The 26,062-nt window shown below is 45.9% G+C and carries 24 protein-coding genes; 10 read left to right on the forward strand and 14 right to left on the reverse strand.

Annotated elements, in window-relative coordinates; all coding sequences use genetic code 11:
• Window positions 1-28: 28 nt before the first annotated feature.
• Entirely contained in the window at window positions 29-760 is a 732-nt protein-coding gene (locus FIU99_RS22065; RefSeq protein ID WP_006961840.1) for a GntR family transcriptional regulator, read from the reverse strand.
• Window positions 761-1,148: 388 nt separating this feature from the next.
• On the opposite strand from FIU99_RS22065, the gene FIU99_RS22070 reads away from it, so the two are divergent.
• Window positions 1,149-1,622 (forward strand): peroxiredoxin, encoded by a 474-nt coding sequence (locus tag FIU99_RS22070; RefSeq protein WP_006961838.1) that lies wholly within the window; start codon window positions 1,149-1,151, stop codon window positions 1,620-1,622.
• Window positions 1,623-1,708: 86 nt separating this feature from the next.
• Here FIU99_RS22070 and FIU99_RS22075 read toward each other — a convergent pair whose 3' ends face one another.
• Complete coding sequence (locus tag FIU99_RS22075; RefSeq protein ID WP_006961837.1) at window positions 1,709-1,924, reverse strand: TIGR02450 family Trp-rich protein; 216 nt, start codon at window positions 1,922-1,924, stop codon at window positions 1,709-1,711.
• Between the two features lie 166 nt (window positions 1,925-2,090).
• Between FIU99_RS22075 and FIU99_RS22080 the strand changes: the two genes are divergently transcribed.
• On the forward strand, window positions 2,091-2,486 hold the full coding sequence (locus FIU99_RS22080; RefSeq protein WP_006961836.1) for a hypothetical protein: 396 nt from the start codon (window positions 2,091-2,093) through the stop codon (window positions 2,484-2,486).
• Window positions 2,487-2,544: 58 nt separating this feature from the next.
• Here the strand turns inward: FIU99_RS22080 and FIU99_RS22085 are convergent, their stop codons facing one another.
• Window positions 2,545-3,174 carry a helix-turn-helix domain-containing protein gene (locus FIU99_RS22085; protein ID WP_050778641.1) on the reverse strand — a complete coding sequence of 210 codons (630 nt, stop codon included), beginning with the start codon at window positions 3,172-3,174 and terminating at the stop codon, window positions 2,545-2,547.
• A 227-nt stretch (window positions 3,175-3,401) separates the two neighbouring features.
• On the opposite strand from FIU99_RS22085, the gene FIU99_RS22090 reads away from it, so the two are divergent.
• Both FIU99_RS22090 and FIU99_RS22095 read left to right on the forward strand, forming a co-directional pair.
• Complete coding sequence (locus FIU99_RS22090) at window positions 3,402-3,761, forward strand: YciI family protein (protein WP_006961833.1); 360 nt, start codon at window positions 3,402-3,404, stop codon at window positions 3,759-3,761.
• A gap of 3 nt (window positions 3,762-3,764) precedes the next feature.
• The gene (locus tag FIU99_RS22095) at window positions 3,765-4,994 is read left to right on the forward strand and encodes an RNA polymerase sigma factor (RefSeq protein ID WP_006961832.1); all 1,230 of its coding nucleotides are present in this window, start codon (window positions 3,765-3,767) and stop codon (window positions 4,992-4,994) included.
• Window positions 4,995-5,043: 49 nt separating this feature from the next.
• Here the strand turns inward: FIU99_RS22095 and FIU99_RS22100 are convergent, their stop codons facing one another.
• From FIU99_RS22100 to FIU99_RS22110, 3 genes are all read right to left on the reverse strand, one after another.
• Window positions 5,044-5,691, reverse strand: coding sequence for a hypothetical protein (locus FIU99_RS22100; protein ID WP_006961831.1), 648 nt, complete (start codon window positions 5,689-5,691; stop codon window positions 5,044-5,046).
• 290 nt (window positions 5,692-5,981) lie between these two features.
• Window positions 5,982-6,533, reverse strand: a complete 552-nt coding sequence (locus FIU99_RS22105) for a nuclear transport factor 2 family protein (RefSeq protein WP_006961830.1) — start codon at window positions 6,531-6,533, stop codon at window positions 5,982-5,984.
• Window positions 6,534-6,544: 11 nt separating this feature from the next.
• On the reverse strand, window positions 6,545-7,519 hold the full coding sequence (locus FIU99_RS22110; protein WP_039952212.1) for an alpha/beta hydrolase: 975 nt from the start codon (window positions 7,517-7,519) through the stop codon (window positions 6,545-6,547).
• 190 nt (window positions 7,520-7,709) lie between these two features.
• Between FIU99_RS22110 and FIU99_RS22115 the strand changes: the two genes are divergently transcribed.
• Window positions 7,710-8,615, forward strand: a complete 906-nt coding sequence (locus tag FIU99_RS22115; protein WP_006961828.1) for a helix-turn-helix transcriptional regulator — start codon at window positions 7,710-7,712, stop codon at window positions 8,613-8,615.
• Between the two features lie 60 nt (window positions 8,616-8,675).
• Here FIU99_RS22115 and FIU99_RS22120 read toward each other — a convergent pair whose 3' ends face one another.
• From FIU99_RS22120 to FIU99_RS22130, 3 genes are all read right to left on the reverse strand, one after another.
• On the reverse strand, window positions 8,676-10,106 hold the full coding sequence (locus tag FIU99_RS22120; RefSeq protein ID WP_006961827.1) for an amidohydrolase: 1,431 nt from the start codon (window positions 10,104-10,106) through the stop codon (window positions 8,676-8,678).
• 232 nt (window positions 10,107-10,338) lie between these two features.
• The gene (locus tag FIU99_RS22125; RefSeq protein WP_021455271.1) at window positions 10,339-11,919 is read right to left on the reverse strand and encodes a S8 family peptidase; all 1,581 of its coding nucleotides are present in this window, start codon (window positions 11,917-11,919) and stop codon (window positions 10,339-10,341) included.
• A 344-nt stretch (window positions 11,920-12,263) separates the two neighbouring features.
• On the reverse strand, window positions 12,264-12,782 hold the full coding sequence (locus FIU99_RS22130; protein WP_006961825.1) for a cysteine hydrolase family protein: 519 nt from the start codon (window positions 12,780-12,782) through the stop codon (window positions 12,264-12,266).
• 106 nt (window positions 12,783-12,888) lie between these two features.
• Between FIU99_RS22130 and FIU99_RS22135 the strand changes: the two genes are divergently transcribed.
• A complete protein-coding gene (locus FIU99_RS22135; protein WP_006961824.1) occupies window positions 12,889-13,806 on the forward strand; it encodes a GlxA family transcriptional regulator in 918 nt (305 codons plus the stop codon).
• Window positions 13,807-13,849: 43 nt separating this feature from the next.
• On the opposite strand, the gene FIU99_RS22140 is transcribed toward FIU99_RS22135, so the two are convergent.
• From FIU99_RS22140 to FIU99_RS22150, 3 genes are all read right to left on the reverse strand, one after another.
• On the reverse strand, window positions 13,850-15,511 hold the full coding sequence (locus FIU99_RS22140; protein WP_006961823.1) for a methyl-accepting chemotaxis protein: 1,662 nt from the start codon (window positions 15,509-15,511) through the stop codon (window positions 13,850-13,852).
• Window positions 15,512-15,745: 234 nt separating this feature from the next.
• Window positions 15,746-16,132 carry a thiol-disulfide oxidoreductase DCC family protein gene (locus FIU99_RS22145; protein WP_006961822.1) on the reverse strand — a complete coding sequence of 129 codons (387 nt, stop codon included), beginning with the start codon at window positions 16,130-16,132 and terminating at the stop codon, window positions 15,746-15,748.
• Window positions 16,133-16,170: 38 nt separating this feature from the next.
• Window positions 16,171-16,920, reverse strand: a complete 750-nt coding sequence (locus FIU99_RS22150) for a DUF4344 domain-containing metallopeptidase (protein ID WP_236612194.1) — start codon at window positions 16,918-16,920, stop codon at window positions 16,171-16,173.
• A 257-nt stretch (window positions 16,921-17,177) separates the two neighbouring features.
• Here FIU99_RS22150 and FIU99_RS22155 point away from each other — a divergent pair, with 257 nt between their 5' ends.
• Both FIU99_RS22155 and FIU99_RS22160 read left to right on the forward strand, forming a co-directional pair.
• A complete protein-coding gene (locus tag FIU99_RS22155) occupies window positions 17,178-17,816 on the forward strand; it encodes a CatB-related O-acetyltransferase (RefSeq protein WP_006961820.1) in 639 nt (212 codons plus the stop codon).
• A 73-nt stretch (window positions 17,817-17,889) separates the two neighbouring features.
• Window positions 17,890-18,246 carry a YibL family ribosome-associated protein gene (locus FIU99_RS22160; RefSeq protein WP_006961819.1) on the forward strand — a complete coding sequence of 119 codons (357 nt, stop codon included), beginning with the start codon at window positions 17,890-17,892 and terminating at the stop codon, window positions 18,244-18,246.
• 67 nt (window positions 18,247-18,313) lie between these two features.
• Here FIU99_RS22160 and FIU99_RS22165 read toward each other — a convergent pair whose 3' ends face one another.
• Window positions 18,314-21,190: an alkaline phosphatase family protein gene (locus FIU99_RS22165; protein ID WP_006961818.1), complete on the reverse strand. Its 2,877-nt coding sequence runs from the start codon at window positions 21,188-21,190 to the stop codon at window positions 18,314-18,316.
• Between the two features lie 319 nt (window positions 21,191-21,509).
• Here FIU99_RS22165 and FIU99_RS22170 point away from each other — a divergent pair, with 319 nt between their 5' ends.
• Window positions 21,510-22,007 carry a GNAT family N-acetyltransferase gene (locus FIU99_RS22170; RefSeq protein WP_039952209.1) on the forward strand — a complete coding sequence of 166 codons (498 nt, stop codon included), beginning with the start codon at window positions 21,510-21,512 and terminating at the stop codon, window positions 22,005-22,007.
• A gap of 15 nt (window positions 22,008-22,022) precedes the next feature.
• Window positions 22,023-22,946 carry a LysR family transcriptional regulator gene (locus tag FIU99_RS22175; protein WP_006961815.1) on the forward strand — a complete coding sequence of 308 codons (924 nt, stop codon included), beginning with the start codon at window positions 22,023-22,025 and terminating at the stop codon, window positions 22,944-22,946.
• 47 nt (window positions 22,947-22,993) lie between these two features.
• Here FIU99_RS22175 and malT read toward each other — a convergent pair whose 3' ends face one another.
• On the reverse strand, window positions 22,994-25,702 hold the full coding sequence (gene malT, locus FIU99_RS22180) for an HTH-type transcriptional regulator MalT (protein ID WP_039952207.1): 2,709 nt from the start codon (window positions 25,700-25,702) through the stop codon (window positions 22,994-22,996).
• Between the last annotated feature and the right edge of the window lie 360 nt (window positions 25,703-26,062).

Genomic DNA, 26,062 nt, shown 5'->3' on the forward strand with positions numbered 1-26,062 from the left:
CGGACTTAGGTAGTGCAAAATTAGCTGATTATTTGTTCTTCAATAGATCCGAAAAGACGACATGTAGGTCGTTTGAAGCAGCATTACTATCAAGGTTTAGCTTGGAACGTATATGAGATAAGTGCTCTTCCATCAGGCTGATAGCTTGCTCAGTATCGCCAGATTCAATCGTATCTAGCAACTGGGTATGCTCGTCCTGAGAGCAGTTTGAATGGTTGCCAGTTTCATACTGGGCAATCAGCAGTGATGTTTGCGACACTAAGCTTCTCTGGAATGCGAGCAATGGGGCGTTGTTTGCCATCTCGGCCAGCTTAATGTGGAACTCCCCAGATAGTCGAAGTCCTTTACCGTAATCACCGTTATCGAAAGCCTCGTTTTCTTTCTCTACCAAGCGTCGGCACTCTTCTATCTTCGCGGTGGTGGCATGTTCAACGGCAAGCTCAATAATGGCAAGCTCCATGACTTCACGCGCTTTGATGATTTGTTTTGCTTCTTCTTTGGTCGGTGCAGACACCATCGCACCGCGGTTTGGCCTGATGCTGACCACCTGTTCCATCGACAGTCGGAGCAAGGCTCGACGTATGATGGTTCGACTAACGCTGAAGATCTCTGCTAAAGCTTCTTCATTCAGCTTGGTCGCTGGTGGCAACCGTTGTTCAAGTATCGCATCGAAGATGTGGCAATAAACCACGTCATCCTGCGTTTGACCGGCGACTTTTGTTTTAATGTTTTTCGCCACAGAATTTTTTAGATTTGCCATAGGCGGCTTGTCACCCTCAACCTATTTATTTCCCTGATAAAACAATGATACTTCACTTTGTATACACGTGGCTAGCGTTGGCAAGCTGGGCGAGCACAGAAGTGAAACATAAAGCGCAAAATGCCACCCATTTTTCTAGCGTTATTGTTAATAAAGTGTTTTGAACAGCGCAGTGTAGATTCTAACCACATAGTAATGCGGTATGATTGACGCGACCACAACACCTAGCTATATCACGTGGAACACTGACACCAAACAAGGTTACTAATCGGCTGGAGTGGATTGTTCGGTGTATTCGGTCCCCCGAAGATACCCGGATTTTGTGTGGGTGGTTCCTCCTTGCTTTGGCGGCTACACTGTTCAGGCAAACAAAACAAGGAATGCAGACATGATTCAGAAAGGCCAAGCTATACCAACCGCAACCCTTAGCGAACTAGGTGGGGAGGGTATGGTAACCCATAACACAGAGGAGCTTTTTGCAAACAAGCGAGTTGTGCTTTTTGCTGTTCCAGGCGCATTTACGCCAACCTGTTCAGAAGCTCATTTGCCTGGTTACGTTGTACTTGCTAACGACATTAAGGCAAAAGGTATCGATATTATCGCATGTGTTTCGGTGAACGATGCTTTTGTCATGCAAGCGTGGGGAGAAGTGCAAAATGCCACGGAAATTATGATGCTGGCTGATGGTGATGCGAGCTTTACAAAAGCTTTGGGACTTGAAATGGACACGGCGACCTTCGGTGGTATTCGTTCACAGCGCTATGCCATGGTTATCGAAAACGGTGTGGTGACCCAGTTAAATGTTGAAGAACCTAAGCAATTTGAGGTGAGTAAGGCTGAGAATATATTAGCGACTCTTTAGTAACCTTTAAGGCCACCAAGGGTTCAGGATGGTCCATCCTGAACCCTTTTCAGTGAGAATGCTTAGCAAGGAGGAGGAAGCGGTATTCATTTCCAACCTTGAAGCCATTTCTCCCGGTGTTTTAAGTCTCGCCAGTCAATGGCATATTCTTTTTTGGATAGCACCGCCTCCAGTTTACAAGAGGTGACCACACCATCCTCGTCAAACTCGACTTCAGAGACTAAGAAATGCTTTTCTCGATTAACAGGCTCTAAGGCTGTCCATTTGCTGTTAGGTAATTTAGCTGGGTTTATTCGATTCATCTCAACGCCATACCGATCTAATTGCATTAAAAACAACAGGTTTTACGCAGGTGATAAGGTATAAGTTCAGTGACACATCGCGTTTAATTAGATAGAAGTACCTAACGCCTTGTTATGCTGTGTGTGAAAGGTACAATCGCAAGCTTTCCAGCGAGGATGAGCCAAGATGCTATTTAACAATGATATCGATGAGATGATTAGCTATTTAGAGCGTTTCTGCAAAGCGCCACATGTCAAAGCCTTGGATAGCGTCTCAGATGAACAGATCAACTTACTTCTCGATTTCATAGCGCTAGCCCACAAGTTGAATTGTGATATCTACCCAACGAGAAACCTGAAGAGTTCGCACTTCATTGGTATCGGTATTTTCGCTCTCACACAAGATAGAGCTCCTCAAGGAAACCTGTTTCTTAAAATTGAACAAGACCAAATTCACCTTACATTCGAACTCGACCCATGTCATGAAGAAAACTTGTTAACGCCTATCCGAGTGATTGACGCACTTAGTTATCTTGCTGAGCATTCAGGCGATGCTCTTCTGCCCGAAGACTACTGTCAGTGAAATCATGCAACGTTTGTTCTGTGTCTAGTGCGATCAATCGGACAATGGTTTCAGTATTCTACTCCAGTGTTAAAGGACTAAGCTCCGCGTAGTCGGTAGTAATCTTTATACCATTGTCGACTTTGATAAGGACACCATCACCTACTACTAACGTCGCATCCTCTAGCATTACCTTTACGCTTCCTGTTACAACGGAAGCGGCTTCTGTCCCCCAAAGTTCATCTGACTCTACTTCAAACGTCAAATCTTCAGGCACAAATATTTCTACATTGCCACTAAAGAGTTGAGCGTTGTTTTCATCAGAACTTTCTATCTGATCTGCACTAATTTCAATACTTGAAGCCATTGTGGGCTGTACAAAAAACAATATAACGCTGACAAAAATAACGATAACTGAAGAGCACATCGCCGCGAGTTTCGTTTTGAAACTTATGCCGATGGAATTTTCTGAGCTTTCTTCTTGTACTAGCAGTTCATTGGCATCTATTTCAAAACTAGCTGCCAGTGCTTTGACTGTTTCGGGTGAGGCTGTGCCTTCTTTCTCAACTCTTTGAATGGTTCTTAAACTTAATGCACTTACATCAGCTAAGTGTTGTTGACTCCATGCTCTAGATTTACGTTCATTTGATATTTTTTTAGTATTAACCTTCATTACACGTCCAACATCGAATGTTTGAGACTCAAGCATATATGAATTCAACATTTCTTATATGACAGTTTAACGCCAGTCATGCGCCAAAGGGGTGACATACAGCCTGGTTGAACGACACCCAACACAAATCTTGCCATGGATAGCTAACTAGTTTTTGTTCTGCGGTACATTCACAAGGTTGAAAAAAAATTTGAGTACGTGTCGAAAATAACGAAGTGAAAACGTCCTTGAGTTTGAAACAACAAACCAGAAGGAAACCTAAAATGAAATACATGCTTTTGCTTTATGCTGCACCAGATCAAGAACCGGCGTTTGGCACCCCTGAATTTGACAAGATGATGGAAGACTTTGCCCTTACCAGTGAGACTTTTGAAAAGGATGGGGTGCTTGTTGGCGGCGAAGGGCTACAGGAGGTTGAAACGGCAACTTCACTGCGGATTAAGTCCGGTAAGGTGGAAACTATGGATGGCCCCTTTGCGGAAACACGTGAACACTTGGGTGGATATTATATTGTTGACGTTCCCGATTTGGACGCCGCACTGCGATGCGCAGAAATCATCCCAGTGGCTAAGTTCGGCACCGTCGAAGTCCGCCCTCTATTGGATTATAACGAAGCCGATTAACGTATGAATAACGCCTCTTCAAAAGCTATTGCTATCGGTCATGCTATCAATGATGTCTTGAGTAAAGACAGAGGGCGGCTTTTGGCGGGGCTTATTTCGCGTCTTAATGACTTTCAATTAGCAGAGGATGCCCTACAGGAAGCATCGATGGCGGCATTGAAACACTGGGTTCGATCTGGTCCACCTCATAATCCAGAAGCTTGGCTGCTTAGAGTTGGTTTGAACAAAGGTATAGACCATCTTCGTCGAGTTCAGCGAGAGCAACGTAAAGTGGAGGGCCTTGCTGACACTTTCACCGGTGGTAAAGAGCTTGATGTTCCCGAGACCATTCCGGACGAACGTCTACGTCTTATCTTTACCTGCTGTCATCCAGCCCTGGAAGAAAAGTCGCGTATTGCTTTGACCCTGCGTACGGTCTGTAATTTAACGACCAAGGAAATCGCCGCCGCTTTTCTTGATAGCGAGCAAACCATGGGGCAACGATTGTATCGCGCCAAGACAAAGATTAAAGCCAAAGGAATTCGGTTCTCTCTCCCCGAGGCAGACAGATGGCATGACAGACTGGAGACAGTGCTAACAACCATCTATTTGATATTCACCACTGGCTATGTCTTGGAAGAGGAGTGCCCGCGTACCCTATGCCAAGAGGGGATCTTCTTAGCTAGACTTCTCACTAAGCTGCGACCGTATGAGCCGGAAATAGAAGGCGCACTGGCGTTAATGTTACTCACCGATGCGAGAAGCGCAGCTCGAATAAATGTAGATGGAGTTATGGTGCCTGTCGAAGAACAGGACGCTGCGCTATGGCAGCAAAACAATATTGATGAGGCTCACCACATCCTTTCTAATGCTGTCGAAAGAAGACAACCTGGGCATTTTCAGATTAAGGCAGCAATTGCAGACTGCCACATGATGAAGCCCAGTCCTGATTGGGTTCAGATGTCTCTGCTTTATCAATCGCTATGGCGATTCGAGCCCACTCCGGTTGTCGCTTTGAACTGGGCAGTCGTGATGGCAGAGCTTGATTGCGCAGAACTTGCACTCAAGAAGCTGGATGAATTTAAAGAGGACCTTAAAGATTACCAACCTTGGTATGCAGCGCGGGCGCATATTCTGAGTAAGCTAGGGCAAAATGCAGAGGCGATCATTTTTTATAAACTGGCGATTGAGAAGGCTCCAAGTGCGGGGACACGTAAGTTTTTAGAGTTTAGATTACGAGAACTGGCACATTGACGTGTGGCTTACTTAACCTGTTTTAACGCTTCAAAGATCGCCAATTCGATTACCTTTTATTAAGCTTCATCACCATTTTCAGGCCCTCCATTCGCGATTCTTCGGCAGTTGTTTTCTTTGTGGTGCTGTGTATACGACTCGCATCCAGCTCATGCTCCAAGCCTTTTAGCATTGTACTAAGGCTTCTTGTTTTTGAAAAACAATGCCCGTCCACCAAACCTACAATGCTAGAACCTTTAACTTTTAAGCAGTCAGAAATACTTCTCATAGCTCCAGCTGTATCGACTTTGCCAGCCATTTTCCCGTTAACTTCTTTCGTATAGGTATATTTATTTGGCGTGCCATTTTTTATAGGAATTGAGTGGCCAGAAAAACCTATCACATAATCTTTATTGCCATCGATAAGCCCTTTAAGTGCTTCTTCGCTATTTGGTTTAAGATTTCCGTCCTTATCAAATTCAGCCACAATATTGACTGTATTTCTGTGTACAGACCTAGTTCCTATATGTAAAAAAGCGACTAGACGCTTTGTCTTTGCGGCCGCTTCACTCTGCTCATTGCACCGCTTTTGCCAACGATCATAGTCGGCTGGAGTGTACTTTGAGTCAGTAATTCGTTGTGACTGTTGACTTGCTGCTAGCTCTCTGGTGGTTTTTTGCGTGGTTGTTGGTAATACGGGATTTGAGTGACGTCTCATAGGTGCTACTTTTCTAGGACAAGAAGATAATAACAGTATTCTCCACGGTTTAATTTTTCTAGCAAGATGCGTGGTGCGGTTGACGTGCCAAATGTTTGTTATACCTAGTAAAATGATGAAAATGACTATCTAATTAGTTTTTTTGGTTGCTTTAAGTATGTTTTGTTTGTTGAAGTGAGGGGGCTTGAAGGAAGATAAGGACCATGTGGCGCAATGCGTTACCCGAGAATCGAAGTTTAGTTAATTATTAAAAAGGCACCAGTTGGTGCCTTTTTGACGCTCTAGTGTGGTTATTGGTATGTCACTTTTAGCGCTTCACGTGTTTTTAAGTTTTGTGCTGCATGCTTAGGCGCTTCTGCTAACACATCTCGGCTGCCTTGCTCTGCTTTTCGATTTAGCTTTACTGAAGTGATTTGCCAATTATCACCTGCTCGTTGCAAACCAAACTCGTATTCCCCCGAAACGGACCAGAAACCTTCTTCACCTGACCAGTGGCTTGCGGTGAAGTCGACTGTTGCATTCGCCTTATCACCATTAATAAAGACGTTCAGATTGCTTAAGTCATGGAAAGTGGCGTCAAAACCCGGCAGGAATCCCGCCCACTGTTGCATCAAATCTTGGCGTTTGACTTGTTGAGCCTCACGGCCAAATAGCGTGGTGTAATCGACCGTCAGTTCGGGAGCGAATAACCGACCTAAGTATTCAAATGCCCCTTGGTCTGCCAAAGCTGAGAAACTGTTAATGTTGCTGCGAATCTTAGCTTCATCTAAGGTCATAGTCTGGGCGTTTACACTCATGGTTATCACTCCAATAAACAGTAACAAGTATTGTTTTAGTTTCATTACGTGCTCCCTTATAGATTCGCTTCGAAGTGCTTAATAACTTCATCGACAGCTAGCTGTACCGCTTCTGGTTGGTCGTAGAAGTCGAATTGGTTTATGTCGGATAGCCATACTGCGTCAATATTGCTGCCAGCATTTTCAAGGTAACGGTGAGCTCCAGCAGGCAGAGCCATCGCTTCAGATGCCACCATAAGTACCGGTTTATCTTGTGTTGCTGCGCTTGCTTGAGCGTCGTAATTTAACCATCCTGTCCAAGATGCAACGTTGTATTGGTTGTCATACTCAGGAATCAATCCACGGTCTGTCTCTGTGTAGTAAGGCGCTTGGAACATCAATGCATTCTCATTGGTCGTGCTTGCCGCTTCAATGTAAACTGGCGTTGCTGAGCGAGCTGCTTCTGCCGCTAATGCAAGTAAGTTTTTAGCACTTTCTTCACCACCATAAATTTCTGTCGCCATCGCTTTGTCGTGCAGCCAGGGAGCAACTACGGCTGCAGCTTTTACTTTGTCGTTACCTGTCACTGCATCTAGCATGTAACCCGCTGACGCACAGATACCCAAACCAGCGATACGTGATGCATCAACACCGTCCAATTGACTCACCACATCAATTACTGCGCGAATGTCTGCCGTTTTACGTGCAGGATCTTCTAAATACATCACTGGGTCTTTGCTTTCCCCCCAACCCCGAAAATCAAACGTCAGTGCGGCGTAGCCTCGCTCTGCCAATGCTTGAGCGTAAACCGCTGGCATCTGCTCTTTCACCGTTGTCCATGCGCCAGTCACAACCACAACTGGAGCATCTTTCGCGTCTTTTGGTAGGTAAAGGTTTGCAGCAAGTTGACCTACTTGAGTATTAAGTTCGATGTGTTTCATGGTGGTCTCCTCTAAAGCTAGGTTCGTGTTGTCATCATTTGCAGAAACTGAGTGAGCAAAAGTGGCGAACGGTAAACTACTCAATAGTAGTAAAAGCGATTTCTTAAACATGGCGTCCTCTCTGTCTGGTGCATTGCCTGAGCTATGCGGCTAACTTGGGTATAGATTAGCGCTGCAGCGCGAGAGAAGATTGAACATTCCTGCCTGAATTTTTGTATTTTCTTGCCCCTCAATAAGTTGACGAAATGTGCAAAACTCAGCTAGTTTCAGCTAGCAAGTGGAAGATAACTAAGGGAAGAAAATGAAGTCCGAGCTAAAGTTTTATGACTCTGAATCTAACGAGCTATCAGGTTGCGGCGATGTGCTGGATATTGAGTTTTCAAACCATGGATTAGATTGGCTCGGCGTGTTGGTAGAAAAAGGATCGTCTCCTTACTTCTATCCAAAGAATGTCTACACCCCATACTTCTACTTTGCGCTTGCGCTAGAAAAAGATTTGAATTGGAGCGTCGAAAAGGATGGCACGTTCGCCGACCTGAAAACCAGCCCGGGCAACATTTGGATTAACCCGCCTAAAACCCCATTTACCCACGATGTAGCTGAGCCTTGTTATTTCGTTATCTTAGCGATTGAAGAACAGGAGTTTTTCTCATACTGCCCATTAAATTTAGACGGGATTGAGCTGCAATTTTTGAACAACTACAATGTGTTAGATGAAACCATCAAAGGCATCATTGAATTGTTTATGTTGGAAGCAAAAGCCAAAGGGCGAAATGGTAAAACCTACCTCAATAACTTGATCTCGTTGCTGGCAACTCACTACATTCAAAACTATTCCAACTACTTTGATCTAAAGAACAACCAGCTTGCTGCCTCTAAGTTCGACCAACACCAAGTCGATAAGATTGACCAGTACATTGAAGAAAACATCGGCAACAATATCGCGGTTGATGATCTCGCCGACTTGCTCGGCTGCAGCAAGTTTTACTTTCTGAGGGAGTTTAAAAAGCTCATCGGGGTAACGCCTTATCAATACTTGATGAACAAGCGTTTGGAGCAAGCACGATTGGTACTTTCGTTAGGTTCAGCGAATATTGCGTTAACGGCACACGAGCTTGGGTTTAATGATCAGTCTCATTTTACGCGTGCGTTCAAAAATCATTTCGGCATGACGCCAGGGCAATTCGTAAAACAGAATGAAAACTAATAGACGAATTAGAGATTGGAAAGAGGGCCTTTTCGTATAGAGGCCCTCCTCTAAACCTGATTAATCCATCAGACTTTTAGATTTAATCGCTTTCTTGGCCAGCTCTTTAGCAAATTCACTGATATCGGCTTCGAAGGCTTCAACGCTCTGGCGAATGTCGTCCAACTGCACGGTTTCCATTTCACGTTCATGCATGACGACCTGTCCGTTGACGATGGTAGTTGAAACATTGCTTGGGTTAGCTTGGTATACCAAGGTCGCGTACGGGTCATAGTTTGGCATCATGTTCGCAGACTGTGTTTCTACAATAATAATGTCCGCTTTTTTACCTGTCTCCAATGAACCGATCTGGTCTTCCATATGCAGGGCTCTTGCGCCGCCGATGGTAGCCAGCTCTATAGTTTGCTGAGGAATCATGATGGTACGGTCGTTATGTTTCAGTCTTTGCATGTTGGCGGAATAGCTGAGCGTACGCCAGAGATCGACTTGATTGGAGCTCATTGGCCCGTCTGTACCCAGCCCCATACGTATACCAGATCGATACATCTCCCATGCTGGGGCAATACCTGTTGCACCTTTGGCGTTGGCCATTGGGTTGTATGACACACCTGCATCAGCCTGTTTGATCAGTTGTTGATCTTGTTCTGAGAGATGGATGGCGTGGGCCAGAACGGTGCGTTCATCCAGTGCGCCAATCTGTGCCAGGTAATCGACCGGAGATTTGGCGTTGTGCTCCTCTTTGATGCGCTCCTGCTCATTCGGGAACTCGGCAACATGGATTAGTACAGGCACATCATGTTGTTTTGACAGCTGATTGATTTGTTGCAGCTTTTCTTTGCTGACCGTGTAAACGGCGTGAGGTGCGTAAGCTGGAGTGACTAGTGGATCGTTTTTGTATGTATCGATAAAGTGTTCCGCGTATTCGATGCCACCATAGGGTTCTTTGGCATCAACGACGGGAAACTTTATCACGGTCTCACCTAGTACTGCGCGCAGCCCCACTTCTTTGGTCGCTTTGGCCATTTCATCCATGTGGTAATACATGTCCGCATAGGTCGTTACGCCACTTTGAGCGAGATCGATAGTGCCGAGTTTTGTGGCGTTATAAATCAGCTCTCGGCTGAGCTTTTCGCCCTCTAGAGGGAAGAAGTAGGCAAACAGGCGGTTGGAAATCCCTTCTTCGCCAAGGCCGCGAAAGGCAATCATTGGCAAATGGTTGTGGGCGTTGATAAAGCCGGGTAATACGATGCCATCATCAGCATCGATAGTTTGTTTAGCGTGATACTGATCTTGCAGTTCCTGTCCACCAATCGCGACAATGGTGTCATCTTTAACGACAACGACACCATTGTCGATCACGTCCATGTCGGCGTTAATGGTCAGAACTTGACCGTTGGTGATCATCAGATCGACCTGGTTTTCTGGCGCAAGTTGAGCACAACCAGAGAGGAATGTTGCTGCTATAGCAATGGAGAGAGTTTGCTTTTTCATGGATGCCCTGAAGCCTCTTGGTTTTCGAAACGTATCGATAGCAAGAGAAAAATTATCTGTATATAAAAAGCGCGCCAGCCTAACACCGAAATATGACAGTTTTAGGTCAGTGCAGTTACCGAATTGAGTAAAGTATCATGACGTGAAGAAAGAGATTTGTCTGTGTTTAGTATCAAAAAATGCCAGTCGGCAAATGCTGACTGGCATTATTGTTTAAGGAAAAGTGGGAAAGTTAGTAGCTAGCCTGAACGCTGACACCGCTAAAGCTAGTGTAGCCATTAAGCATCACGTAGTAGCGACCATTTTGAGTGCTAGACACTGTGCATGTCTCAGTGTTGCCGTAGCGATATGGGCGGCAGTCCCAAGAGCTAGTCGTTGGTTTGGCGCCAAAGCGAACATAAAGATCGGCATCACCTGAACCACCGCTAGTGCTTACAGTTAGTGTCTGGCCAGCAGTCACGTCGATGTAGTAGTGCTTCTGTTCACCGCGGCTGCCGCTGATACCAGTCACAGGTGTGCCGTTGGTGAGTTCACCATCTGGAGAAGGTGTACCACAATCTGGGTCACAACCGCTGTCGGTTTGGCTGTATAGCAGTTTATTCACGGTACCTTTAGTATCACTGACTTTGTTTACGCTCGCACGTTCACTGATCAGCGTTGATACTTGAGCAGGTGACAGAGAGTTGTTTTCTTGCAGATACAGAGCCGCGACACCTGCTACGTGAGGTGTTGCCATTGATGTACCACTGATGGTGCGGTAACCACCATCGTACCAAGCTGATTTGATATCTGAACCTGGCGCAAATACATCAACACAGCTCCCCCAGTTTGAGAAGCTTGAGCGGCTATCGCTGCTGGTTGTTGAGCCTACAGTTACGCCGCTAGACTCGCGAGCTGGAGAAGAGTTACAAGCGTCAGCGTTGGAGTTACCTGCTGCTAGCATAAAGCTGATGCCTGATTGAACCGCGCTGGCAACCGCTTGATCAAGCGCTGTAGAAACGCCACCACCCAAGCTCATGTTGGCTACTGATGGGCCAGAAGCGTTTGCTGCTACCCAATCAACACCGCCAATGACGCCAGAAGTTGTACCTGAACCGCTACAACTTAGTACACGTACACCTACGATATTGACGTTTTTCGCCACACCATATTGTGAGCCACCAATGGTACCCGCTACGTGAGTACCATGACCGTTACAGTCGGTTGCGTCACTATCGTTATCGACGAAGTCATAACCTGATCTTGCGCGGCCACCGAACTCAACGTGAGTGTTTGTTACACCAGTATCGATAACGTAAGCGGTCACACCTGAACCATCGTAGTTGTAGGTGTAGCTGTTGCTGAGTGGCAAATCACGTTGATCGATTCGATCTAATCCCCAAACTGGGTTAGTCTGAGTCGCGTTGGCGGAGACGACAGGATCAAGTGAGATGATTTGGTCTTGCTCAATGAAGTCAACTTGTTGATCTGCACGAAGTGCTTTCAGTTGTTCAGCCGAAAGAGTCGCTACAAAACCACTTAACGAACGGTCATAAACTTTATCGATCTTAAAGGCGTGTTGGCTAGCTAAACCAGAAACGGTTTGCTGCGTAAACTGCTGAAGGGCTTGTTGGTCGTTACTCATCGTTAATGGCTGTTTTAGCACAACGATGTATTGATTTTTAATCGCAGATTCTGCCGACGCCGTCATTAAAGGCGCAAGCATTTGATCCTCAGATGCAATGGCTCCTCCTTCGTTCTGTTGCGCAAGCCCCGAGGTTGAGATCACTGAAAGAGTCGAGGCGATACAACAACTTAATAATTTCTTAAACATACTGTCTTCCTTTGAATAGTAAAAGAGATTGTTGAACATGGCCTACTACAAACATCAAGCATGTCAGGTGGGTTCTCGTGGTTCAAAGAGAACCTGACTACAGAATTCACACTATGCATATATCCAATATGTTGCATATTGTTGTTTTAGTTAGTCTATAAATCTGCGCGTGGTTTATAAGATTATTGAAATTGACTTATTACTATTTCTTGAATCGTGGGATAAGAATCATAAATGAGAGCTTTTGCTCTATGTGGTGGAATCTACGTGCTAAGGCAATAGTGATTTATTTTGGATGACGGGTTTGCAGAAGGCCCCTGTTAGACAAGAGGCCTTACTGAGGCTTAAATCAGTTGCTCAGTGTTTATCAACGGAACACGTGTAGAGATGGCATGAAGGGCGATATTATGAATCATTTCATCTGTGGTGGTGCAACAATCGGCCAGCACAGATACTTCATATTGCTCTGCTGCTTTGGAAATCGCAGTATGAGTCACGCAGTTTTGCGTCATCATGCCGCAAACAATCAATTCAGTTACCCCATGCTTTTTGAGCACATTTTCTAGCTCTGTTTGTTCAAAGCTGTCTGCGAAAGATTTAACGACAATATCCCCTTCCGGTGCGCTTGCGAGGATCTCTGAGTGGATATCTGCACCTGTACTACCTTTGTTGAAAAAGGGGGCGATACCCATAGCAGGGTCTGCAATATGCTGAATGTGAATCACAGGAATCTGTTTCTGTTGGGCTTTTTTAATCGCTGCTTTGATATTGGTTAACGTGTTCTCTGTGTTCCAAAGAGGGAATTTCCCGGTTGGAAAGTAGTCGTTTTGTAGATCGATGACGAGTAGTGCTTTCTGGCTCATTTTGTCTCTCCTGTTTGGTATCGTTCAAAGTAGAGTCATTATGGCGCTTTATTTTTTGGCTTTTTAGAGTCTAAAATGACACAAATAATGCTAAAAACGACATTGTATGCCTAAGATTAATATTGCCGTATTTAACTATCCTTTTGCTCTCAAATCGGCCGTATTTGGTTTTGAAGAGCTTTTTCAGTTAGCCAACCGAGCATGCCGTGAGAGTGAACTTGAGACGGAGTTCAAAGCGCACATTATTGACGCGTGTAATATGCCTCCCAAGCAATTTGATGTCGTGCTGCTCCCGCCCAGCATTGACGATCAGTTCTACCGAAAACCAGAAGCACCAGTACTCGAATGGCTGGTTGAGCAACACCGACGTGGCAGTGTGATTGCGTCGGCGTGTGCTGGCGCGTTTATCTTGGCGGCGTCAGGGATTGGTGGACAAAGGACTCTGACTACCCATTGGGGGCTAGCTGAGACCTTTAAGTCACAGTACCCATCGCAGCCCATGGAGATAAATCAAATTTTAATTGATCATGGCGATGTGATTACAGCTGGTGGCATGATGTCTTGGTTGGATCTCGGACTGGAGTTGGTATCCAGGTATGCTTCACCACAAATCATGCGACAACTGGGTAAGATGTTGGTCATCGATACTGCGCCAAGAGAACAGAGGTTTTATCAGCAATTCACGCCATCATTCTCTCATGGTGATATTGCAATTGTTGAAATTCAGCACAGAATCAGTGCCTGCTTTTCTCGGACAGTGTCGGTAAAACAATTGGCTGTTGAAGCAAACTTGACCGAAAGAACTTTTCAGCGTCGATTTATGAAAGCCACAGGCATGAATCCAAACCAGTATTTGCAGCGAGTACGGGTGCAGAAGGCTTGTGACTACCTGGAAGGTTCAACTCATTCTTTTGAGTGGATAAGCCATCAGGTAGGGTATGAAAACGCGAGTGCATGTCGCAAGGTATTCAGTCAGATAATGGGGCTGACCCCGGGGGAGTTTCGTCGGCGCTTTAGACGATAAATAAAAAGCCCGCAATGATTGCGGGCTTCTGGGAGTTGGAGGCTTACACCTTAAATCTGTCTACCAATTCGTACAGCTCATTGGCGCGTTGATTCAGCTCTTGGCTGCCTGAACGGTTTTCGTTGGCCAGTTCAGCCGATTGAGAGCTCTGGTCAGAAATCACCACTATGCGCTGTGAAATTTCCTGGCCTACCAAGCTTTGCTCTTCGGTCGCGGTTGCGATTAGGGAGTTCATATCCATGATGGTGCCGATGGATTCCTGAATCTGAATCAGCGCCTGAGCAGCAGCATTGGCTTCTGCTACCGTGCTGGCCCCACGCTTCTGGCTTGATTCCATGGCTCTTACCGCGTCGTCCGATGCAGCTTTTAATTGTTCAATCATCTGGTGAATCTCACCAGTACTGTCTTGGGTACGACTCGCCAGTTTACGAACTTCATCGGCAACAACTGCAAATCCACGACCCTGCTCACCAGCACGAGCGGCCTCAATGGCTGCGTTCAGTGCCAGCAGATTAGTTTGTTCTGCGATGTCTTGAATCACTTCCAAAGAGGAAGAAATGTTTTGCACATCACCTTCAAGACGAGAAATAACGCCATTCGCCTGAGAGACTTCTTCGGCAAGCGCTTCCACCGATTGGGCGGCAGAATTGACGATGCCTTGTGCTTCTTTGGCATTGTCATCAGCTTCTTTGGCAGAATGCGCCGCTTGGCTGGCATTGTTCGAGATTTCAGATGCTGTTGTGGTCATCTCGGTCATCGCGGTTGCTACTTGCTCAGTCTCTTGACGTTGACCTGAGGCCAACTCATCTACTTTCGCTGCGCGACCCGTCATGTCGCTGGTCTCGGAAACAACTTGCTGACCTACATCACTGACGCTTCGAATGATGGTTTGCAGACTAGCGACAAAAGCATTGAAGTTTTTGCTAAGTTGGGAGAATTCTGGCGCTTTGAAATCTTCCATACGGGCGGTCAGATCCGCATCGCCGCTGGCAAAAGAACTGATCGAAGCATCGAACATTTCTAATGGCTTAAGAATGGTTCGGTTAACAGCCACAGCAAAGGCAGCAACGATACCAGCGATCACGATACAGAACAAAATGATGGCAGAGAGGGTTTCCTGTAGCGCTTCCGTCGTCGCATTTTCCATTTCAGCCACAATGGCATCGATGTCGTCGGTATAGAAACCAGTACCTAGCATCAAATCCCATTCAGGAATAAATATAGAGTAACTCAGCTTAGGTAATGCTTCGGTTTCTCCCGGTTTCGGGAAGTAGTATGTGGTGAATTCACCTGTTTTGGCGTTACGTATCAGATCTTGGATTAAGTAATTGCCTTGTTTGTCCTGTAGGTTCCAGAAACTGTCGCCAATCCCTTTGCTACTTTGACCTTGGACTCTTCGTATGCCTTTAGAGTCGTAGCCAAACACATAACCTGTCTTACCGTATTCTAAAGTCTTTAGGGTTGGGTAGGCTTCTTCTAGGCTGGCGCCTCTATCAAGAAAAGGTTGGACGGCAGATTTTGCCATTTGAAGGTAGTTTCTCAGTTCCGCTTTCTTCATGTTCATCATGTTAGTGCGGGTTACATCGATTTGTTGGTCATTGAGTTCACTGGTTTTTACGTAAGTAAAACCAAGCATGCCCAGTGCAATTACCAGTAAAGGAACAAGCGCCAAAATGTACAGGCGACTTCGAATAGTTAGACTCATACAAACATCCTGTCTTTGAAAGGTCTTTGGCGTTTTTACATTGTCAGAGCTGCTTCTGGTATGAAACGCCTGTTGTTATTAATTTGGTTCACGCGTTCTTCTTCTGCTCGAGTTTGTGAGTAAAAGAAGGGCATTGTTCCAAACGTTTATTTTATAAGACTAGCCAATTTATCGACGTAGGACTGTGAATCTTGATAGGTTAATTCGTGTTCGATGTTAGACATTAGTCCTATTTTATCGGAAACATTGACCGGAATCGCATTTTCGCTTTCCAGTCAGCAGCTTAGAAATGGTATATCGGTTGTTTGCAAATCTGAGATAGCACCAATCTGCAACTGGACGGATGAGCTTCCAACGCAATGGAGCGTACAACCAGCCTTTTCCGACCAGTTTCCATGCGAGATAAGTCACATCTAAACCAAGCAGAAGCGTCCCGTTGTTATCCAATGCGTGAAGAATTTTAGTCGCATGTCTGGCGTCAATCTCAGGATAATTGAGGAAGTTTTCGGAGTGAATATCAACCAGCATCAAATGCTCTTGGTTGTCGTAGTGTGCAAGGCGCTCCATTTCTTTCACACACAGTGGGCAGGTACCATCGTAGAAAATCGTAAGTTGAGTCATAGGATTATCCTTTTTTCATCTTCTACGTATACACGACTTCATTGATCAGCCACAGGCTCTTTTAAATAAGTGTGCCAGATATCGCTGAGCGACTGGTACTGGAAAACACAAAAATCTTTTCGATCAGCCAAGTAATCATTTTCTACTTCATCCAGCAAGTTGCTGTGCTTTTCAGGGTTACTGCCGTAAACCAAACATAAAGTTGAGAAGTAGCGTTGCAAGTCAAAACTGTGTTCATCGATGTATTCACCAAAGTCGTAGTAATCTGGCCTGTCGTCGGACTCAAAAGCAAACATATCAGCAGCGCTGATAGCGGCTTCATCACCATCGTCTAAATATTCGATCATTAAAATCGCAGCAAGATTGTCCACCGCATCTTCTTCTTTACCGAGAATAGGAATGTTTTGATCGGCGATATATGCATGCCCTGCTTCGTGGAGCAGCGTGTGTAAAACGGTGTCCATCGCTCCAAGTTTGGCCTCTTTACCGTACTTTTCGTCGTACTTGTTCTTGATAAAGTAATCCAGTGCCTCTTGATAGAAGTGATAAGGCATATGCACCGTGTGCTTTTCTGGGTCATAAAGTGGCCCGTCTTCGCTACCATATTGAATCGTTAGCGTCTTGTTAAACGGGAACAGCGTATCTGACAACTCTATTACGGTATCGTTGACTCCGCTTGTTTCAATGTCTGCTTTCATTTGCTCTTCTGCTTGGTTAGCGGGAGGCAGGTATTGGATCTGAATGTTCTTCTCAGCGGCATATGCCGCCGGCGTGATCGCTGTCGTCATAGCAACAATTGCCAGCGGGAAAAGGTGTTTAAACATAGGCAAACTCAATCTATCTGTATATTTAATATGCTGACTCAATATTGACATAAAAACCGCCTTTTCGCGTAAAGTTGCACCTCGAAAGGAGACCTGACCATGAAAATCATCCCGCTGCTTAAGCAGCCGCGCATCCAATAAGCGTTGTTTAGCTGAACGTCTAAGCAACGCCACGAAATTCGTTCCGTGGCAAATCTGAATTAAACATTGAGGATTTTGTCATGTCACAAAAACATTGGTCGACATTTCAGTTACTGCATCAAGTGGTACAGAACAAAAACATTCATATCAAAGGGACTCACAGCTACTACAGCGATTGTTGGGATAACGGTTTTGAACAGTCCGTCGTCCGCTATTTGCATGGTGACGAAATCAGTAAGCAATGGCAGCCGAGATGGGATATTGATCAGCTCTATATCGGTGACTATGTTTGCATTGCAGCAGAAGCCGTTATTTTGATGGGTGGAAATCACAACCATAGAACGGACTGGTTTTGTCTCTATCCATTTATGGAAGAGGTTGAGCGCTCTTATCAAGGTAAAGGCGATACCGTCATTCATGATGGAGTATGGATAGGCATGCGTGCCATGATCATGCCGGGCGTGACCATAGGTGAAGGTGCGGTTGTAGCGGCCAACAGTGTGGTGACCAAAGATGTGGAACCATACTCGATTGTCGGCGGAAACCCTGCCAGATTGGTTAAGCATCGTTTTGCCCCTGAGCTGATAGAGAAGCTGGTGGCACTGGAAATCTACCAGTGGCCTGAAGAGAAATTTGCTGCGATGCGTAAGTTTCTGACTCAACCAGACTTCGAATTGCTCGAAAAAGCCATGAAAGATTACGACCAAAAACATGTCTAACGACTAAAATTAGGGCAGCGAGTCAGCTTGTGCTACACTCGCCGCCCTTTTCTGTTTCAATGAGATCAATACCATGAGTACTAAGCAAGAACTTCAAAACCTTCACAATCGTCTGGACAAGTGTCAGCGTAAGCTGGATGCGGCGAAATCTCGTGGTGATCAGGAAATGGTGACTAAGTTCACTGATGAAGCAGATAAGCTAAGCAAAAAAATTCACGTGATGAAAAGCAAACAGAAATACGACATGAACAAAGAGCGTAAGAGCTTGATTGACATGCCGTTCTCACGTGCAATTACTAAAGAAGAACAAGCAGACATGGGTAAGCTGAAAAGGTCAGTCAAAGGTCTAATCGTGGTTCACCCAATGACTAAGCTGGGTAAAGAGCTGAGACTTGAAGTCATGACTGGTTACGCACCGAAGAAATTCTGATTTCCAGATAGCTGAAAAAGCGCCGTAAGGCGCTTTTTTGTTATTGCTTTCTGTTATTGAAGGAGGCTTAGTGAATATCGAGTTTGCTAAGCAATGATGGATATCCCCAGCCATTTTCTCCGGCTTTGACGTCATCTCCGGTCAGGTATTGATACAGAGTCGGAGCCAGAGAGCCGTTCTCCTCACTACTCAGTGGCGTAGCTTGTTTGCCAATTGGAGCGCCCCAAAATCCGATAAAGGCGTCCTTCTCCAAATAGCTTTCGCCTGCGTGACGGCCCGGAACTTTCGTATTGTAGCCAATGCCTTCCCGAGGGAACAAATTCACTGTACCTGCTCGCGGTTCGGCGTAAAGCTTAGCGAGTTGTACCACTGAATCAGGCCTAGGCGTAAACTGAGTCAGTTCGCGCCATTGCATTTCATCACACCAGCTTTGTGGGTTGTCGATGTCTGCTCGGTTGACACATTGATTGATCAACTGAGCAAACTTCTCAAGCTTTGCTTGATTTGGTGAAGGCAGATAAGGGTTGAGTTTGTTGACTTCCAGTAACGCTGTTTTGCAATTGGCTTTGTAGAAATAGCGCTCTCCTTGTTTGATGATGAGCTCATCGATTCGTTTGCCGTCACGCTGAGCGACCAAACGTACCTGACACTCTGTCTCATCGCAGGTTGATTCTCTGACGACCAAGTAGTCGAGACTATCTGAAAGCTTTTCTACTGACTCTGCAATGATGTCCAGCTTTTCCCCTTGTGGTGCATTGACCGGTGTCCAGTTGGTCAGCTCCGAATAGACAGGTTGTGTTTGCCAACCCGATTGCGAATTAAACATATCCATCATGAAGTTACCGCCAGCGGTAGAGGCTACCACCACATCAACACCTTTGTTACTCGGATAATTTAATGCATTGGTGATCTTTGGTCCTTCGCCTTCATCAGATGAGATTTTCTTGATCACTAGAGGGTAGTCGAGTGATTCCGAAAGTGGCTCAAAGATCGCTTTCTCCGGATTTAAGGTGTAGTAGACCGGAGATAAACCATGGTCCCCCGCCATTCCCAAAAGTGTCTGCTGGTAAATACCGGCGTCCTTGTACGCTTGTTCAATTTGACGTATCCAGTAATCGAGACGGTTAAGTTCACCTGTTGGCATAATGATTTCATCGCTAAAAGGGCCAACAAAGTGAGCAAAATGATCCGGCCACGGATTGTAGATCAGAGCGTAATCTGGCATCCCTTGCCCATCAAGCTCTGCATAAGTAGCGATGTCCTGTTCAATCTTCCATTTGCGGGTCAGCTTAGTGTAGAAGTCCCATAGCGGTATCTGTTGATAGCTTTGAATGTTATCGATGAGGGACTGACGCTGCTTCGTTAGCACGTTTTCCACTTCGGCTCTTTCATTCAGTTCTCTCAAGCAACGTTTCTCACCAAAGTCACGCAGTGCTTCGCCTGCGCCAAGGTTAACCAGACCGTCGTAACTGGTGTGAGCATTCCAGTCGTATTGGGCGTTACAGTTAAGCGTTTTCAGGTGAACCAGTCGGTCAAACATCGTCTGAACCTGATTGGCCTGCATTAAGCGATCGAGTTGAAGGGCATCATTACCAAAGAAGTAATAGGCTCTGTCTTCGTTTCGGTCGACAAAGTGGAAATTCGGGATTCCTGTTCCCTGTTCGCCAGAGACTTTTGCCCCTGTTTTGATGATAGGCAGGTTTCTTACGCTGATCGTCGGTGTGGAAGATATTCCGACCCGAGCAATGGAGTCGATATGGTTTTGGTAAAGCCGTTTGAAGAACGGTAAGTAATAAGGGTCACGATACGTTTGTTCTGATAGAACCTGAAGAAAACGCATGGATTGAACGTGTTCTGGGCTGCTTGTTGCGACAGGGCTGCCGAGCTCAGTACTCTTAAGATGTTGTTGGTAAGCGTGGGAGAGAAAAGGCTTATCTGGATCAACCAACCCTTCGATTAACCCTTGTTGCAACCCGTCGACCGTTATCTGAACAGCAAAGCGGCGGTTCTGCTGTGACTCGAGAAACTCAATTGCTTGTTGAGGGTGATCATCAAACGCGTTTTGTAGCCAGTCATTGAGGCGTTCTTGTCTCTCATCCTGATAGACAAACTGACGATAGGCTTTCAGCACATTGAGACGCACAAAATCAATTAAGGTAATGGTTAACGCTTGTGCTTTGTTATTCGGTTCGCTGGCTCTGTCGGCTGCACCATCGGCCACAATGCCGAGTATGGCCTGTTTCATGTCGCTCTCTTCCATCCCCGAGGCGGCTTGTTGCATGATGCCAACCACGATAGGTTGAATTTTGGCGACCAGTGCTAAATCCTCAGGTGACTTGGTCAGATATGTGTATTGCTCAGGCAGTCGATCCATATCTTGCCATTCGCCAATCTGAACCAAAGCGTCATATACGGTCACCATAGCCGCCATAAACTGACCATTAATTTGGATGCCTTCGTGGTGAGCCTGATCTTTAGCGTGTTGCTTAGGCTTTTTTTTGGCTTTCTCCTCTAGAGCAAAGAGCGAGTGCTCAAAGCCTTTCAGAGCTTGTTTGTCATACACAGTTTGCAGGTAGGTTTTAAATTCATCGTCACTGCTTATTCCTGTGTAGCGATCGTAGAACTGATAAAGAAAATAGCCGAGAGGAATGGAATACGTCGGATCGGCAAGCTGTGTCATGACCCGGCTTTTCGTGCTTGCATCAAGTGGTAATGTCAGTAGGTAGGTCTCTAGAGTGAGACCGCCAATGGTAAACAGGGTCATGTCACGAGCAAAGCGCGTGGAGTAGGACAATGACGAGGTGATTTGATTTTTCAGTACTTCTGTTGAGTTAAATAGCCCACCGATCACTGGGGTATCGCCGATATCGGCGTAAGCCGAACTTAAAGGGGTAACTGCTGCCACAATTGCAGCAGGAAGAAGCCGTTTTCTCAACCAAGCCATTACTTATTATCTCATTCATTATACTGATGATTTTCATTCTGGCAGGCTTATGGGAGAGTGCAAGAACAGGCTGACCAAAGCCTCGATTTGATAGCGTCAGAATGTGACTTGGTTCCAGTTGTCGTTGCTGTTAGATAATTAATCCTAGTGAGAAAAGCTGTAATTCAGATTAATTTACAATGTAAACCCTAAGAGATGGGAAGGGATTTCCCAGTCTCAAATGATGACTTTTTATCATGGTGAATATGATTTAAAGTGATTTTAATTCATTCTTGATTGGCTTTACCTTATTAGCTGTTCAAGATGATATTGAAGAGAGATGACTATGAGCCAAGAAAACCTTCGTATAGTGCCTATCACAGCGCAACACGATGCAGCGATCTGCCAGATAATCAAGCAGGTCGGCAAAGAGTATGGTGCTGTGGGAGAAGGGTTTGGGCCGTCTGATGCTGAGGTCGACAATATGAGTCAGCATTATCATGAACGGAACCGAAGCTTGTACTTAGTTGCGCTCCTGGATGACAAGGTGGTTGGCGGTTGTGGTGTTGCGCCTTTTGGGCAAGATGAGCAAACGTGTGAATTGAAGAAGCTCTTTTTACTCAAAGAGAGTAGAGGGCTTGGCTTGGGGAAAACCTTGTCGTTGGCCTGTTTAGAATTTGCTAAGCAACAAGGTTTTGAGCGTTGCTATCTGGACACTTTATCCAATATGTCTGCGGCGGTGCGTCTCTACGAAAGCTTGGAATTCGAACACCTCACTGCACCGCTAGAAGGTACCTTGCACAATGGCTGCGATGTTTGGATGCTTAAAATTTTGTGATGCTAAGAAGGTGATATGAATAACTACAAACTGCTGCGCCCATTGCTGGTACTGCTCCAAACTCGTAGCTTGACCGAGGCGGCACTGCAGCTCAACGTCACCCAGTCTGCGATGAGCCGAACCTTGAGCCAGATAAGGACGGCCTTTGACGACCCGATTTTGATTCGGGAAGGCAAACAGTTTGTGGTCAGTGCTAAAGGCCAGCAGTTGCTCGCTCAACTGCCTGAGTTGATTGGGGCATTAGATGAGCTTTATGCGGCGGAAGAGTTTTCGCCTCATGCTTGTCAGCGAGAGTTTAGACTGGCCTACACTGCATTTCTGTCTGAATCGAGTGTGCCTCTGGTGTCTTCTGAACTATTCAAATTGGCGCCAAACGCAGGGGTAAATGGAGAGCTGTGGCAAGATCAGAATGTCAGCGTTCTCGGTGACAGCCCGATTGATGTACTGGCGACCACACTCGACTACTTTCCTGAGAATATCTACGGCAAAAAATTGCTTGAAGACGAATATGTGGTGCTGATGTCTGGTAGTCATTCGCTGGCTCAGGCTAGCCTTGAAATGGATGATTATTTTAATGCTTCTCACGTGATGGTGCATGGTATGCGAGAGATGCGTCAGTATGTGGGCGAGCAGTTTGAACAGCGCCAGATTCGCCGTAAGGTGATCGCCAGAGTGCCATCGTTTACTGCGGCAATGGAATTGGTCTGTCAGAGTGATGCGCTGGTTACCGCGCCTTTGCATCTGGCGGGCTATTTCTCCAATCGGTTTGACTATGTTGTAAAACCATTGCCCTTCGACTTGCCCAAGCATAGTTACTATCTGCTGTGGCACAGTCAGTATCAAAAAGATCCTGCCCATCGATGGTTTCGGGAGCAGAGCTTTGCGGCATTACAGCGGCATTTGAAGCTGATGCACGCTTCTGGCGTTGAGCAGATGTAAAAAAGCCCTGATAGTCAGGGCTTTTTGCTGAGATTGAGGGTCTAGTGTCAGTAACCCATTAATTGCAGTAGGTTTTCTGCTGTTTTTATCGCCTCTTTTCGGTTAGCGATATTGAGCTTCTGGTACAGGTTACGAATATGAGTTTTGATCGTGGTGCCCGCCACATCCAACTCCTGAGCAATTTGCTCGTTACTAAAGCCAGAATAGATCAGGCCAAGTACCTGCCATTCACGTTGAGTTAGTGGACTGGTGCGCACCAGCTCTGGAATATTCGGGTGGTTAACCAGCTTCTCAACAAATTCTTCATCAAAGTGAACCGAGCGGCTACGTTGAGTTGTCGAGATATCTTTGAGCAGCTGCTGAGCGCGATGGCGTTCAAGATCACCCAACTCATTTTTGTTGACCAGCTTTTCGAGAATATGACCGATCTTGCCGCCTTCAACGAGGAAGTTACCCAAAATACCCGTCTGATTTGTCAGTTCCAGTGCTTGTTTGAGCAGTAACTTAGCGCGCTCTTCATCTTGCTGTGTGGTCGCCAGTACAGCTTCAACAATCAGGTTGCGGTTATTGTCCGTGACCAGACTGTTTTGATTCGCTTGCTCTTGAAGGAATTTAAGCGTTTCAGCCGCTTCATCAAACATACCTAGATTGATCTGTGCACGGGAGATGTTACGCCACTGCAGTTGAGTAAAGTGGTTACACGCTTTTTCTGGGCGAGGTGTGGTTTCCAGCCAATGTTGGATGGCTTCCATATCGCCTCGTGCCTGCCAGAACAGAATCAGAGACAACGAAGCGTTAGCCGTCCAGTCAACATGGTAGGTAGACTGCTTCTGTAGGTGAACAATTTGCTCAATGAACTTGTTGGCTTTGTCCAGCTCACCACGGCCAATAGCGATGCGTGCCAGCATAGAGTAGCTATGTAGGTGCTTACTTGGGCTGTGATTGCCCAGTACATCCAAGCCTTTATAGGCGCATTCCTCAGCTTCATCAAGACGATTCCAGCACCAGAAAATCTGTGCACGAATACGTAGCAGAAACTCATGCATTGGAACTTGCTGCAGCTGCTGTTCTTCGATCAGCTTGAAGGCATTTTCCTGCACTTCAAAGGCTGCTTGGACATAACCTTGGGCAATTAGAATTTCGCTTTGCTGAAGCATCGCCCATAACGCCTGATGGTAAACCTGATACTGACGTGCCAGCTTTTCGGTCTGCTGCATCATAGGCAATGCGCGGCTAAGATGACCTAGCACATGGTTTACTTCACCAACAACGGACGTTGCTACGATACGGCTTCGGTAAACCGTGCTATCAAGTTGTCCTAGAGATAACTCAGCGAGCTCGAGCGCTTTTTCCGGTTCATTTTGGTTAATGGCTACCTGCGCACGTAAAGCGTTAAATTCGCCCTGTTCTTTAGTGCTCAGCGTTACATTGAGCGCTTTCATTTGCTCATCCGCTTTGGATAGCAGATCGCCAACATCATTATATCTGTGCTGACTTTGCGCTAACCATGCCTGAAGCATGCACAATTTTGGCTCACTATAGAGCTGCTCAGGGGCGAGGGTGTTGATCGCTTTTTCTACCGTTTGTAACTCACCACCGTTAAACATTTTCCAGCCATATTGGCTCAAGATGTCTGCAGTAAGCTGACGGTTCCCCGCTTTTTGTGCGTGACGAAGCGCCTGATGTGGAGAAGATAAATTCAACCACGCCTTGGCAGCGGTTTGATGCAGTTCTTGCTCTTGCTGAGGAATACGTGCCGAGCGCTCATGGGATAAGAATTCAGCAAACAGGTTGTGGAAGCGATACCAGTTCTGTTCGCCTTCAAGTGGGTGGATGAATAGGCCGTAGCGATTGAGTGACTCAATCATGCTAAGCGCATCATCACGTTTTGTCAGAGTAGAAACCAACACATCGTTGAAGTGATCGAGAACAGAACATTGCAGCAGGAACAGGCGTGTTTCTGCATCCAGTAGGTCAAACACCTCTTCCACCAGATAATCCCAAAGATGGGCATGATTAAACTGAGAGAATGACTCGGCGGATTGAGCCAGTGTTTTGTGCTGGTGTTGAGCCTGAAGCGCGATCAGTTGCAATGCTGAAGGCCAGCCTTCGACATAGTTTCTTAAGTTGTCAGCAGTCGTATCATCAATCCCATCTGCGACTCGCTGATTAAAGAAGCGGGTGGTTTCTTCTGTATCGAATGCCAGTAATTCGTCACCAATCTCGATCATCAGATCGCGAACACGTAAGTTAGCCGTACCGAGCGGCGGTGTCGCACGACTGGTGACAACTAGAGTTAGGTTGTCTGGCATGTGTTTGAGGAAAAAGCGAATCGCCTCATGGATATCATCGTTAGAGATAAGATGGTAGTCATCCAGGACCAGATAACACTCTTGATGAAAATTGGCGAACTCGGCAAACACTTCGCTGAAAAGGGAGTGAAGTGAAGAGAACTGGCGCTTTTCAGCCAGCTTCTGAGAATTTGGACAAGCGTTATGTGTAGCTTTATTCAATGCCTGTAGCAGGTAGTTGATAAAGCGGAACGAATCGTTGTCGCTTTCATCAATACTGTACCAGCCCGCATTGGCTTTATCAGCCAGCCATTGCGAGGCCATAGTCGTCTTCCCGTAACCCGCTGGCGAGCGGAATAGGACCAGTTTATAGCAGGGGGCTTGCTGTAATAAATCGAGAACTCTTGGGCGGACAATTGCGTTGTGTAAACGTCCCGGACGGGTTAATTTCGAAGGAATCCACATCTTCTTTTCCCTGTTCTTAAACACTCTCGAATCCAGATTCTACTCGGAGTGTGTTGATTAAAACTTAGTCAATCAGACCTAATGACAGGGATGTTACTTGAGAACAATAGCGACAGTTATTGATCAACCACCAGATTTTCGCGTATTTCACACTTTGCCTGCCTCTACGCCCTTTATTTGTGATGTTTGTCACTTTATGTTGATTTTATAAGTGAGAGTTATCGCTCCTTCTGCACCAAAAACAATGAAAGTTGCGTAAATCTTCCGCTCAATATGTGATCAGATGAACATATTGATTATTTTATTGAGAATCCAGACACCTAACATTCATACATCAGCGTTAAGGTGAAATCCGTTGAT

The organism is Vibrio sp. THAF64, assembly GCF_009363455.1.
GTDB classification, from domain to species: Bacteria; Pseudomonadota; Gammaproteobacteria; order Enterobacterales; family Vibrionaceae; genus Vibrio; species Vibrio coralliilyticus.

Bases quoted from the DNA above. Each gene is read 5' to 3' on its own strand.
- FIU99_RS22065 (WP_006961840.1), bottom strand. From the start codon at position 760: ATGGCAAATCTAAAAAATTCTGTGGCGAAAAACATTAAAACAAAAGTC.
- FIU99_RS22070 (WP_006961838.1), top strand. From the start codon at position 1,149: ATGATTCAGAAAGGCCAAGCTATACCAACCGCAACCCTTAGCGAACTA.
- FIU99_RS22075 (WP_006961837.1), bottom strand. From the start codon at position 1,924: ATGAATCGAATAAACCCAGCTAAATTACCTAACAGCAAATGGACAGCC.
- FIU99_RS22080 (WP_006961836.1), top strand. From the start codon at position 2,091: ATGCTATTTAACAATGATATCGATGAGATGATTAGCTATTTAGAGCGT.
- FIU99_RS22085 (WP_050778641.1), bottom strand. From the start codon at position 3,174: ATGCTTGAGTCTCAAACATTCGATGTTGGACGTGTAATGAAGGTTAAT.
- FIU99_RS22090 (WP_006961833.1), top strand. From the start codon at position 3,402: ATGAAATACATGCTTTTGCTTTATGCTGCACCAGATCAAGAACCGGCG.
- FIU99_RS22095 (WP_006961832.1), top strand. From the start codon at position 3,765: ATGAATAACGCCTCTTCAAAAGCTATTGCTATCGGTCATGCTATCAAT.
- FIU99_RS22100 (WP_006961831.1), bottom strand. From the start codon at position 5,691: ATGAGACGTCACTCAAATCCCGTATTACCAACAACCACGCAAAAAACC.
- FIU99_RS22105 (WP_006961830.1), bottom strand. From the start codon at position 6,533: ATGAAACTAAAACAATACTTGTTACTGTTTATTGGAGTGATAACCATG.
- FIU99_RS22110 (WP_039952212.1), bottom strand. From the start codon at position 7,519: ATGTTTAAGAAATCGCTTTTACTACTATTGAGTAGTTTACCGTTCGCC.
- FIU99_RS22115 (WP_006961828.1), top strand. From the start codon at position 7,710: ATGAAGTCCGAGCTAAAGTTTTATGACTCTGAATCTAACGAGCTATCA.
- FIU99_RS22120 (WP_006961827.1), bottom strand. From the start codon at position 10,106: ATGAAAAAGCAAACTCTCTCCATTGCTATAGCAGCAACATTCCTCTCT.
- FIU99_RS22125 (WP_021455271.1), bottom strand. From the start codon at position 11,919: ATGTTTAAGAAATTATTAAGTTGTTGTATCGCCTCGACTCTTTCAGTG.
- FIU99_RS22130 (WP_006961825.1), bottom strand. From the start codon at position 12,782: ATGAGCCAGAAAGCACTACTCGTCATCGATCTACAAAACGACTACTTT.
- FIU99_RS22135 (WP_006961824.1), top strand. From the start codon at position 12,889: ATGCCTAAGATTAATATTGCCGTATTTAACTATCCTTTTGCTCTCAAA.
- FIU99_RS22140 (WP_006961823.1), bottom strand. From the start codon at position 15,511: ATGAGTCTAACTATTCGAAGTCGCCTGTACATTTTGGCGCTTGTTCCT.
- FIU99_RS22145 (WP_006961822.1), bottom strand. From the start codon at position 16,132: ATGACTCAACTTACGATTTTCTACGATGGTACCTGCCCACTGTGTGTG.
- FIU99_RS22150 (WP_236612194.1), bottom strand. From the start codon at position 16,920: ATGACGACAGCGATCACGCCGGCGGCATATGCCGCTGAGAAGAACATT.
- FIU99_RS22155 (WP_006961820.1), top strand. From the start codon at position 17,178: ATGTCACAAAAACATTGGTCGACATTTCAGTTACTGCATCAAGTGGTA.
- FIU99_RS22160 (WP_006961819.1), top strand. From the start codon at position 17,890: ATGAGTACTAAGCAAGAACTTCAAAACCTTCACAATCGTCTGGACAAG.
- FIU99_RS22165 (WP_006961818.1), bottom strand. From the start codon at position 21,190: ATGGCTTGGTTGAGAAAACGGCTTCTTCCTGCTGCAATTGTGGCAGCA.
- FIU99_RS22170 (WP_039952209.1), top strand. From the start codon at position 21,510: ATGACTATGAGCCAAGAAAACCTTCGTATAGTGCCTATCACAGCGCAA.
- FIU99_RS22175 (WP_006961815.1), top strand. From the start codon at position 22,023: ATGAATAACTACAAACTGCTGCGCCCATTGCTGGTACTGCTCCAAACT.
- malT (WP_039952207.1), bottom strand. From the start codon at position 25,702: ATGTGGATTCCTTCGAAATTAACCCGTCCGGGACGTTTACACAACGCA.